Annotated in this window: 7 protein-coding genes, 6 pseudogenes and 1 other annotated feature; of the genes and pseudogenes, 6 read left to right on the top strand and 7 right to left on the bottom strand. The window is 54.9% G+C overall.

Going from position 1 to position 10,373, the window contains the following annotated elements; genetic code table 11:
- Window positions 1–33 precede the first annotated feature (33 nt).
- On the bottom strand, window positions 34–441 hold the full coding sequence (locus tag GOW16_RS22205; RefSeq protein WP_170419711.1) for a transposase: 408 nt from the start codon (window positions 439–441) through the stop codon (window positions 34–36).
- Window positions 442–697: 256 nt separating this feature from the next.
- Here GOW16_RS22205 and GOW16_RS22685 point away from each other — a divergent pair, with 256 nt between their 5' ends.
- Entirely contained in the window at window positions 698–862 is a 165-nt protein-coding gene (locus GOW16_RS22685) for a hypothetical protein (protein ID WP_217354715.1), read from the top strand.
- A gap of 279 nt (window positions 863–1,141) precedes the next feature.
- Here the strand turns inward: GOW16_RS22685 and GOW16_RS22200 are convergent.
- Together GOW16_RS22200 and GOW16_RS22890 are read right to left on the bottom strand one after the other, a co-directional pair.
- Window positions 1,142–2,159: pseudogene (locus GOW16_RS22200) on the bottom strand (IS110 family transposase).
- Between the two features lie 237 nt (window positions 2,160–2,396).
- A pseudogene (locus GOW16_RS22890) lies at window positions 2,397–3,088 on the bottom strand (IS66 family transposase); the annotation flags it as partial.
- A gap of 898 nt (window positions 3,089–3,986) precedes the next feature.
- Here GOW16_RS22890 and GOW16_RS22185 point away from each other — a divergent pair.
- Both GOW16_RS22185 and GOW16_RS22180 read left to right on the top strand, forming a co-directional pair.
- Window positions 3,987–5,188, top strand: a protein-coding gene (locus GOW16_RS22185; RefSeq protein ID WP_438826281.1) for an IS3 family transposase whose coding sequence is annotated in 2 segments (ribosomal slippage) — window positions 3,987–4,254 and window positions 4,254–5,188 — 1,203 coding nt in all. Because the reading frame shifts where the segments join, the coding sequence is not laid out codon by codon here.
- Window positions 4,244–4,360, top strand: a sequence feature (AL1L pseudoknot). It overlaps the preceding gene by 117 nt.
- A gap of 50 nt (window positions 5,189–5,238) precedes the next feature.
- Window positions 5,239–5,634 (top strand): annotated as a pseudogene (locus GOW16_RS22180) (integrase core domain-containing protein).
- Window positions 5,635–5,665: 31 nt separating this feature from the next.
- Here the strand turns inward: GOW16_RS22180 and tnpB (GOW16_RS22175) are convergent.
- The 3 genes from tnpB (GOW16_RS22175) to GOW16_RS22165 form a co-directional block, all read right to left on the bottom strand.
- Window positions 5,666–5,953, bottom strand: a complete 288-nt coding sequence (gene tnpB / locus GOW16_RS22175) for an IS66 family insertion sequence element accessory protein TnpB (protein WP_170419705.1) — start codon at window positions 5,951–5,953, stop codon at window positions 5,666–5,668.
- Window positions 5,954–5,967: 14 nt separating this feature from the next.
- Window positions 5,968–6,384, bottom strand: coding sequence for an IS66-like element accessory protein TnpA (tnpA, locus tag GOW16_RS22170; RefSeq protein WP_170419702.1), 417 nt, complete (start codon window positions 6,382–6,384; stop codon window positions 5,968–5,970).
- Window positions 6,385–6,639: 255 nt separating this feature from the next.
- A complete protein-coding gene (locus GOW16_RS22165) occupies window positions 6,640–7,656 on the bottom strand; it encodes an IS110 family transposase (protein ID WP_170419700.1) in 1,017 nt (338 codons plus the stop codon).
- A 150-nt stretch (window positions 7,657–7,806) separates the two neighbouring features.
- On the opposite strand from GOW16_RS22165, the pseudogene tnpB (GOW16_RS23125) reads away from it, so the two are divergent.
- Together tnpB (GOW16_RS23125) and GOW16_RS22155 are read left to right on the top strand one after the other, a co-directional pair.
- A pseudogene (gene tnpB, locus GOW16_RS23125) lies at window positions 7,807–8,004 on the top strand (IS66 family insertion sequence element accessory protein TnpB); the annotation flags it as partial.
- Window positions 8,005–8,087: 83 nt separating this feature from the next.
- Window positions 8,088–8,615 (top strand): annotated as a pseudogene (locus GOW16_RS22155) (IS66 family transposase zinc-finger binding domain-containing protein); the annotation flags it as partial.
- Window positions 8,616–8,727: 112 nt separating this feature from the next.
- On the opposite strand, the gene GOW16_RS22150 reads toward GOW16_RS22155, so the two are convergent.
- A complete protein-coding gene (locus GOW16_RS22150) occupies window positions 8,728–9,468 on the bottom strand; it encodes a hypothetical protein (protein ID WP_170419696.1) in 741 nt (246 codons plus the stop codon).
- A 496-nt stretch (window positions 9,469–9,964) separates the two neighbouring features.
- Here GOW16_RS22150 and GOW16_RS22145 point away from each other — a divergent pair.
- Window positions 9,965–10,373 (top strand): annotated as a pseudogene (locus GOW16_RS22145) (IS5 family transposase); the annotation flags it as partial.

The raw sequence follows: 10,373 nt of genomic DNA, 5'->3' as shown, positions 1-10,373 counted from the left end.
GGGAAATCCACTTACGAAACGGCTCGAAACTGTTCAAACGAACCGAACCACCTCTGCATAGCCGGCAGCCTTGAAATAGTTCCAACACTCGGTGGGATCGCAGATTTCCCCGATTGCGTTAAACCCTTCGGTGAAGTTTCCGGCACCGATCCTTCGTAAGTGGGCCTTGAGTTTCGAATAGGCCTGTTTGATGAGGTTGAGATCAGGCGAGTACGGCGGCAGGTAGAGGAACCAGCAGACGTGATCCCGCAGAGCTTGGGCGGCTTCCTTGTTGCGATACGTGGCGAGGTTGTCGAGGATTACCGCCGTCACAGGTTCAATTTCTGGTGCCAGCACCTCGCGGATGTAGGCAGCGAAGGCAGGATCGCACGTTGTACCCTTGATGACCCACGGAGCGATCAGTGCATCATGGGCCAGGCCCGCGATCAAGGATTGTGTCACCCAAACTGCCAATAGGGGCATCCATCGTCAGCCGTTCGCCGCACGTGGCTCAACCGCGCAGACGGGTGAGATTGGTTTTCACAGTAGTTTCGCCAATGAAGACAACGCGTTCAGAAACCGCTGCGATGGCTGGTGCGCGATAGGTGAACCACTCGACCCGTTACTGTCTCACTTTGGCACGCGGCGTTCGACGGCGACCAACGACTTTTTTGTTCGTGAACCCGAGGCGGAGCAACAGATCAGCGATGGAGGAATGATGTACCTGCACACCTTCCGCATCGGCAAGGGCGTCTCTCAGTTCGAAGAGCGTAATGTCCGGGTCTTGCCTCACCAACTCTTGGAAGATGGCCCAATGTGGGGCCAGCTTGCCTGTATCGCGAGGGGCCTTGAGGCGCAGGTGCCGAGTGACCTCCGGTCTTGATCCGACGCGCCCAGCGGGCACCCGTCGCAGGCGAAACCTTTAGACGCAACGCCGCCGCGCGTCCGCTTAGTCCTTCTTCAATGTATCGCTGAAACCGTGCCCGAAGCGCTGATGGCAAAGGTGCTGACATAATCCACCCTCCCAAACAGGATGAACGTATGGCCCGCCCGGTCTGCAAGGTGTTTTTCAGTTCAAGCTCTGTTCAGTCTGCATCAACGTATCTGGTCTCGGGGTCCGTCCCCGGCCAAGATGGGGTTCGCGCGCCTGCTTCCTTATTTCTCATGCCGCCGCAGATCGGTAGTCTTGTTCTTTCCTAAGCACGGCCCAGATTGTTCTGGCCAGCTTCGCTGCCAGGGCGATGACGACAACGTTTTTGTGTGCCCGGGAGACAAGTCCCGCAGCCACGCACCCAGCCGTGACGGTTCGTGGATCAAGCGGTGCAGGACGGCTCGCGCTCCGTGAATCAGTGTGCTTCGCAGATATCGGTTGCCGCGCTTTGATATCCCCAGGAACTTTCGGCGCCCTCCCGTCGTGGCCTGTCTTGGGGTTAAACCCAGCCAAGCCGCCAGATCGCGGCCTCGCGCAAAAGCCTCGGCGCCTCCGACAGCAGCAACAAATGCTTTCGCATTGATCGCGCCAATGCCTGGGATGGTCATGAGCCGGCGCGCCGCAGCATCGTCCCGTGCCATCTTCACAAATTCTGAGTCAAACGCCGCGATCCGCCGGTCCAGCGCACGCCATTGGACGCGCAAATCTTCCACAAGCAGGCAAATACGCGGCGAGAGATCAGGGTACTGTTCATCAGCAAACACTGCCAGCTCATCCTCAAGCTTCTTGCGCCCTTGCGCGACAACTATACCGCGCTCGAGCAGCAGGGATCGCAAATGGTTGATCAGGGCTGTGCGTTCCGACACCAGACGGGACCGCGCGCGGTGCAAAGATTGCACGTCAGATTGAGATTGGCTCTTGATCCGCACAAACCGCATTGTCGGGCGCGTCGCTGCCTCGGCAATTGCCTCCGCGTCGCGCTCATCTTTCTTCTGCGCTTTCACATATGGTTTGACGTATTCCGGCGACATCAGGCGCACATCGAACCCCGCCGCCTCAAAAACGCGTCCAAGATGATGTGCCCCACAGCAGGCCCCATCGCGACAACGCACGGGTCAAGCTTTAACACAAAATCGACCAGCCCAGTACGACGCAGCCGTCTGCGCAATACAACAGCACCGTTCTCATCCAGCGCAACCACGCTGCAAACGGTCTTGCCCAGATCAATCCCAACGGTAACAATCGACATCGGTCCGCTCCTTTCCTTTCTGATCAAGGCGACCGTACATCAGTCGCCGCCGAAAGGGCGGGCCATCCCATAATCACAATGACCGCCATGGGAATCACCCGATTCAGGTTTTCCTCGAAACACTTTAAATTAACCTGCCATATATCCAGCAGCTGTTTTCGAGATGTTCGCGGGGATGTTAGCCTTTTCGGTCCGGCGAGAAGTAATAGATAGCCTAGGCGGAGCTTGCCCGGCTCAAGGTTTTTGATCTCAGATAAAGGTCCAAAATCGGCCCTGCTTCACGCCTTTGGCAAGCCCTTTGTCCCGGCGTGAGTAATCCAATACCCGGATCGGGTGTCATCTGCATGCAAAAGCTCGCTGGCCATGATCTCGGCTTCGATTATATCAAGCAAAAGCCAGAGTCCGCATGGCACCCGCTACACCAGTCCACCAAGGTCGTATCGGGGATATCCGCGCCCATACACCCGAAGATTTCATGCTGGCGATAGAGCGGAACGTGATCTTCAAACTTCGAGGTCAAAATGTAGGCCAGCAGGCCCGGGCCCGCCATGCTGCGCGTGATCGGGCGACTGACTGCGTGCTCCTGCACGATTTCTTCTCAGCGGCAGCAGGACTTTTTGACCCGGGCAATCTCAATCACCTTGAGTTGCACAGCGATCAGGTTTGAGCAGTTCGCTGACGCCTACCCCGATCACCCGCAAATCACCGCCGCAATCAGGGCAATTGCCACCGCGGTCGAGTTCCCGGCGCTCACGCGATGCACCTTTCAATATCCGTGGGCGACGGCGCGGTTTGCGATCTTCCAGGGCATCTCCAATCGCAGCACTGGCTTCATCCGCCTCTGCCATGGCGACCTACAGATCATCCAGCGCCAGCCCGAGTTGCTCAGTCTTTTCCGACCACTTGCCGAAGGCTCTCTTCTGGAACTTGGTGGCCTAAACAAAATCTACCATGCGACGCCACAGGCTAAGGTCTTCCGTTCAATCTCACTGCTGGCCTTATGATTCACCAACACCAATTGCCATCAGATGACTAACGCTGCGCTCTAATTTTGCTACTGAAACCGGCTCATTCTGCGCTCCTTTCCCCGATTTCCACCGGGCGCACAGCTGGCGGGTCCGATACAGGTTGTGTGAACAGCACTATGTACACTCCGAACAGGATCAGAAAGACGGTGGAGAATATACACAGGATCCTCATATGCCGATCGCTGCGCCCGTCTGGATCCCCGAGTACGCGCCTGTTTAGCGCCAGTATCCTCCGCCTGAGTTCGGCCTCATGCTCCATTTGGGCGCGGTTGATGCCTTTGAAATCCTTCTCCTGTATCATGACCCCAGCACGCAGATTATGATTTACTTGAGACACAGATGACGTGTAATGCTGACTCACGGCTTCAGCCTCTTCATGATTGAGTAGTCATTTACTCCGGCTTCACTTTTTGGCGTACGCTGACTGGCACATCCGCATAGCAGTATACAAACACGAGCCCGTGAGAGGTTTGATCTGACATTTCCCAAGTGACCTGTGTATGATAGCAAGTTCAGCAGATTTCGGCGGTCTATCAAGCTGTTTGTGCCATTCGGTGGAATGATACAGTTTCATGAGCGCCGGAATGTGGGTCGGGCAACAGGACCAACCGAGCACTATAACCCGGGTCTTCGCATCAGGCGCTGACTTTCACAGCACGCTCCACAGGCCCGGCACCTCGCGACCACCATCGCGGGTAACCAAGTTCAGCACGCTAAAAACTTGGTAGTGCTCGACCACTCTCCAGCGGTGAACCGCCCCGGGTTTACCGGAGAGTAAAACTCTCGAAAGATGAACCCTATGGAGAAGAAAAAAACAAATCCGAAATATTCAGCCGAAGATAATCGAGCAGATTATCCTAGTGACAATGCGGCATACAAGGCGATTGCGCCCAAGCTTGGCTGTTCTCCGGATACATTGCGCAGCTGGTGCCACCAGGCCTCGCGCGACGCCGGGGAACGCGATGGGATGACCAGCGAGCAGAAAGCTGAGATGAAGGCCTTGAAGCGTGAGATCAAGGAATTGCGCACGGCCAATGAGATTCTGAAGAAGGCCTCCGCTTATTTCGCTCAGGCGGAGCTCGACCGCCCGTTCCGGAAATGATCGGCTTCATCAACGCCTACCGTGACGTCTTTGGAGTCGAGCCGATCTGCCGTGTCCTGCCGATCGCTTCATCGACGTACTACGCGCATGTCGCTTGCACACGCGACCCCGATCGCGCGTCTGATCGGGCCAGGAAGGACGATGCGGATGCGCGGGAAATCCGGCGTGTCTTTGACGACAGCAAGGGCCGGTATGGCGCGCGCAAGGTGTGGCACCAGCTCCGCCGGGAAGAGTACAGGATCGCCCGTTGCACCGTGGAGAGATTGATGCGGGCGCTTGGTTTGCAAGGCGTGACACGTGGCACCAAGAGGACCACGATCCCCGATCCTGCGCAGGCCTGCCCGCAAGACAAGGTTAACCGGCAGTTCACGGCCGATGCCCCCAACAAGCTCTGGGTGTCGGATTTCACCTATGTGTCGACCTGGGCGGGGATGGTCTACGTGGCCTTTGTCATCGATGTGTTCGCGCGCAAGATCGTGGGCTGGCGGGTTTCCACCACCATGACGACCGGCTTCGTGCTGGATGCGCTGAACCAGGCGATTTGCCAACGCATGCCATCTCAAGCAGGCGAGTTAATCCATCACTCCGATCGGGGCAGCCAGTACCTGTCAATCCGCTATAGCGAGCGGTTGGTAGAGGCCGGGATGGACGCGTCGGTCGGCAGCGTCGGAGACAGCTACGATAACGCGCTGGCCGAGAGTATCATTGGCCTCTTCAAAACCGAAGTCATCAACTTCTTCAGCACATGGAAAACGGTGGCACAGGTCGAATGGGAAACCTTGGACTGGGTGAACTGGTACAACAACGAGCGGTTACACGGTGCCATCGGGCACCGGCCGCCACAAGAAGTGGAGGATGCATTCTGTGCAAACATGAACGCCCTTGATAAGGTCGCCTGAGGCTTGAACAAAAAAGTCTCCGGTAAACCCGGGGCGGTTCAACCGATGTAATCGACGTCCTGACAGACCTGTTCATACTTCGCGGCGCGCCGAGTTTCATACGTTCTGACAATGGGCCGGAATTTGTCGCCCAGGCTGTCCGAGACTGGATTGCTGCCGTCGGTGCCAAGACGGCTTACATCGAACCTGGTAGCCCGTGGGAGAACGGATACTGTGAAAGCTTCAACGGCAGGTTCAGGGATTGAGCTGCTCAACGGCGAAATCTTCTACAGCCTACGCGAAGCTCAAATTCTGATCGAACAATGGAACCTCTCGGTGATTGTTCCAATCACCTGTCGGTCAATGGGAAACACTACAACACAAAACGCCCCCACAGTGCACTGGGCTATCGCCCACCTGCCCCAGAAACCATCATCCCGATGGATTACAGGCCGATGATGCACTAACAATCAACGTGGACCAGTCAGATGAGGCTGCTCACCCGAACATGTGCGCGATATCTTCGACCGAATAGGAATCAGTGTAATCCCCATCGGCAGGCCCGGTCTTGAACGAAAGCTGGAGCGCTATCCCCAATTCTACAACCGCATCGGCTTTGCGCATCTCCAAACGCTTGGTGAACAGACACGCTCCTTGCTGATCCCACCAGATGATCTTCAGCAGATAGCCACGACGGTCGCGGAAGACAAACAGATGGCCGGAATAAGGGTCTTCTGTCAGAAGCTTCTCGGCCTGTGCTGCCAGCGTGTTGAACTCCCGCCGCATGTCCGTGACACCCCCTACCAACCAAACACGCGTGTTGTTCGGTACCGGGATCGAGAGATGATCCCTTTGAGAACCCAGGCCAGAACCTCGGGATCAAACCTGGCCTCGGCGCTGATCTTGTGCCCTCCGGACAGTTCAATCTCGATCCGGTCGGAAGGAGTTGCCGCAGGCGTCGGCTCCATAGTGGCAAGCGTCGGGTCAAACGCCCCTGGCATCTCGGAACTGATCTCAACCGGCAAAAAGACTGGCTCAGCCGCCACGTCAATCACATCCGGCGCAAACCGAGGGTCCTTAAGCCATTTGAAAATCAGATTGGCATTCACCGCATAACGCCGCGCAACCTGGGCAACAGAAACCCCAGCCATCGACGCCTGATGGCAAATCTCCCGCTTCTCTTCATCCGACCAAAACCGCTTCTCCCGATTGCTCATAGAGTGCCTCATGGTGTCCTGTGTGGATGGCTCCAGCATTGCAAGACATTTTGATGGGCTTTGTTCAGAAGCAGTCCTGTGTTCGGCCTGTTTTCGCGACAGCTTGTCGCTGGCCTTGATGGGTTCCGCAGGCTCAGTCCCATTCCACTAAACGGGGTATCACCCCTGGACACCTAATCGGGTTGTCTCAGCCTGTGGTCTGACTTCTTGCTCCATCATTTCATGGGTCTTGCAAATTCCATATTTGGTTGTTGTTTACGCAGGTTGGTGGCGATACTCTTCCTTCTTTGCTAACACGGCCCAGACGATACGGGCTGTTTTGCTGGCCATCGCCACAGATACCAGACGAAACGGTTTCCGTTCCATCAGCATATTCACCCATGCATCTTGACGGTCTGTTCCGGACTTGACTGATTTGAGGCGCGACGTCGCCCCAACGATCAGCAATTTTCGAAGATACCGATCTCCCATCTTTGTGATCCTTCCCAGTAGTTCTTTACCGCCACTGGACCTATTCAACGGGGTGAGGCCGACCCATGCAGCAAGTTCCCTTCCATTCCTAAACTGGGACGCGTCACCAACTGTAGCGACAATGGCGGAGGCCGTCACAGGACCAATTCCAGGAATTTTCAACAGCCGTCTCGCGCGTTCATCTGATCGGCTGTGCCGGTCGATTCTGCGCTGGTACCAGCGAACTCGGTATTCAAGAGACAAAAGCTGGTGGCAAAGGTTGGAAACAACTTCCTGCGCCAAATGGGGTAAGTTTGCGTGATCGCATGTCACTGATTTTGCAAACGACATTATCTGGGGAACGCCTTGGCGAATTGTGACACCGAACTCTGCGAGCAAACTGCGAATGGCATTGATGATCTGCGTCCGTTGCCGAACGATCAACTCCCGCGCACGATGAAGGCACAAGACAGCCTGTTGCTCGCGGGATTTAGGCTGAACAAAGCGCATATTCGGGCGGGTCACGGCCTCGCAGATCGCCTCAGCGTCGACCGCATCCGACTTTCCGCGTTTCACATATGGCTTAACGTAAGTCGGTGGGATCAAATGAACATCGTGGCCAAGAGCGGTCAGTTCTCTGGCCCAATGATGACTTGTCGCACAGGCCTCCATGCCAACAAGACAAGGCGGCGTACGCTGGAAAAACGCAAGTAGTTGTGAACGCCGTAGCGAACGGTTGCAAATAACCGAACCGTCTGCTGCTACGGCGTGGACCTGAAAAACGTTCTTGGCCAGATCGAGACCAATTGTAGTAATCTGCATTGGATGGCTCCTCTCATAGCAGTCGATATCAACTGCACTATGGCGCATTGCGACGCCGATTGAAGCCGGAGCCATCCACCCCATCCACTATCAATGGTGGACACTTAGCCCCCTCTACCTAACCCGTTAGGTCAGCTTCACCGGACGGACACGTTTGTCTTTCGCTCGAAACGGGCTGACCGGCTAAAGCTATTTTATTGGGATGGCACTGGATTGGTGATAACCTACAAGCGGCTTGAGGAAAGGACTTTTACCTTGCCCGCGATCCGGGATGGTCTGATGTCGTTGAACCATGCTCAGTTTGAAGCGCTGTTTGCGAGGTTGGACTGGCAGAAAGTGAAGGGCTGACAACGCGCCCGCCAACTGCGGCGGAGTGACTCGGCCTCCGTTTTGCAAAGGTATCAGCCGGGTGGGCGTGGTAGGTTGACGCCATGATGCACCCGGCTGATCTTCCCGATAATATTGATGCCCTGAAGGCGATGGTGCTGGCCGCGCAATCGCGGGCTGACCAGCAGGTTGGTGTGATCATTCGTAAAGAGGAGCGCATCGTTCAGCTGGATAAGTTGGTCACTGACTACAAGCGTGCCCTGTTCGGGGTCAGGTCCGAAAAGGTCTGCCTGGAGCAATTCGAGTTGGCGTTTGAAGACATTGAGACGGCGCCGGTCGCGATCCAAGCCGAGGACGGCGCAGACGACCGCTTGATCGAACGCCGACCCCGCCCACGCAAAGCCAACCAGGGCTCGTTACCAGGGCATCTTCCGCGTATCGAAGAGGTAGTCAAGCCGGACAGTACGATCTGCGACTGTGGGGCTGACCGGCAAGTGATTGGCGAGAATATCAGCGAGCGGTTCGATATCATCCCGGCCCAGTTCCGGGTGATCGTCACCCGCCGTCCAAAGTATACCTGCCGAACCTGCGAAGAAGGCATTATTCAGGTGCCTGCTCCGGCGCATCTGATTGTAGTGGTCGACGATAGCATTGATCTGCTGTTGGAGGCGACCGGGCAGTTAGTAGTTTCCAAAAGGATGCGGTTCTTGAGAGGATGCTTCCAGAGCTCAACCTTGCCCTGGGTCAGAGGGCCGATTCCCGCGGAATGAAATTGTTTTGTTGTAGGATGTGAGTGATTGCCTTGGCGTGTTTGTTTATTGAATGCGTGCTGGCGCCTGGTCTTACTGTGAGCGACAGGGCACCATATTGGCCTGCCGGGCTTTTGAGGCCAATATACGCTGTTCTGCCACAGGCCTCTAACACATATTGGTTTTCTATGAGTTGTGCGTTGTAATGAATCACTTGCGCGCGTATCTGCTCGCAAGTTATCAGATCAATTTGACCTATCATATCTCTAAGGATTTTGTCTCTTCTTGCTTTCGGCAATAGAGAGAATGCAACACCGGCGATACATGCCTGATCCGGTCTGAGTTCCAGATCAGTGCGCAGCTCGCTTTCAGAGCATTCCACAAGATGAAAGGTCCGGTTTGTGATATAAAAGCCCACCTGCATCTGAAGCCGGTGTTGCTTCCGACATTCACGCAAGATCAAACACAAACTATCAAGTTCAGGGAGGGAAACTGTGCCCTGTTCGGACAACTCATCGATGGTAGCTGTCGCAACGTATTGATGCCCATTCAATGTCCGTCTGATCCATCCCGATATTTCGAGCGTTTTCAACGCCCGAAACGTTGCGGATCTAGATCGCTTCACAAGGGGGAAAGCGCAATCCAGCGATATCGGGCCAAAGCGGACAACCGTCTCATAAACCTGAAGTAGCCTTGATCGTTCAGGTTGGGATTTTAATTCAGTCTTGTTTTCCATAACCGTGCCCCATGGATATCTGTATTCGTTTTCGGCTTCCCAAAAACAGGAATGCCATTAAGATCAGAAACTCAAAAACAGGCTGGGTTTCGAATAAAATTTTACTGAAAACGTGTGAGTTAACCTAAGGTGAACAAATGCGTGGCCTCTCTTTTGGGGGACGAGACTTTTGCTAAGTTTCTATTTGATACTTAGGCGGTAAGGTTTAGTAAGTTCTTATATTTGTGAAATTATTTGGCAGCTAACCCTGCTAAAAAATCCGTATTCAATATCCGCAATTGCAACGTTCTGAGAGATAAAGAGCTATAATCGACATTGTAACAATTTTCACACAGCAACGGAAGCCAAGCGCAATGCGACAAAGGAGTAACAATCCCGTCAAAAAATCAAAAATAGATGAATATCTTTCGTCAGCTCCTGTGGGACAGATTAGGGTCAGGATGCATTGATTTTAAAAGCGCTGCATGATTCACGGCTCGGAAAACGGAGCGGTGATATGAGTGACCTTTTCTGGCTGACAGACGAGCAGATGGCCAAACTGTCCCCTTTCTTCCCGCGGTCGCATGGCAAGCCACGGGTCGATGACAAGAGGGTGCTGAGTGGGATTATCTTCATCAATCGCAATGGGTTGCGGTGGCGTGACGCTCCCAAAGAATACGGACCGCACAAGACGCTTTATAGCCGGTGGAAGCGTTGGAGTGAGAAAGGTATCTTCGCTCGGATGATGGTCGGCTTGGCAGCCGAAAACGGCGAGGAAAAGACCGTGATGATCGACGCGACCTATCTGAAAGCACATCGTACCGCGACCAGCATGGCCGCGAAAAAGGGGGGCGTGGCCGCCTGATCGGCAGAACCAAGGGCGGCATGAATACCAAGCTGCATGCCATCTGTGATAGCAAAGGTCG

This window comes from Ruegeria atlantica (assembly GCF_013033965.1).
Taxonomy (GTDB): domain Bacteria; phylum Pseudomonadota; class Alphaproteobacteria; order Rhodobacterales; family Rhodobacteraceae; genus Ruegeria; species Ruegeria atlantica_D.
Note: the sequence above shows the minus strand (reverse complement) of the source record. Positions and strands in the feature narration are given on the sequence as shown.

What these genes read in the sequence shown, in the direction of transcription:
- GOW16_RS22685 (WP_217354715.1), top strand. Translation starts at nt 698, where the DNA reads ATGTACCTGCACACCTTCCGCATCGGCAAGGGCGTCTCTCAGTTCGAA.
- tnpA (WP_170419702.1), bottom strand. Translation starts at nt 6,384, where the DNA reads ATGAGCAATCGGGAGAAGCGGTTTTGGTCGGATGAAGAGAAGCGGGAG.
- GOW16_RS22150 (WP_170419696.1), bottom strand. Translation starts at nt 9,468, where the DNA reads ATGGAAAACAAGACTGAATTAAAATCCCAACCTGAACGATCAAGGCTA.
- GOW16_RS22165 (WP_170419700.1), bottom strand. Translation starts at nt 7,656, where the DNA reads ATGCAGATTACTACAATTGGTCTCGATCTGGCCAAGAACGTTTTTCAG.
- tnpB (WP_170419705.1), bottom strand. Translation starts at nt 5,953, where the DNA reads ATGCGGCGGGAGTTCAACACGCTGGCAGCACAGGCCGAGAAGCTTCTG.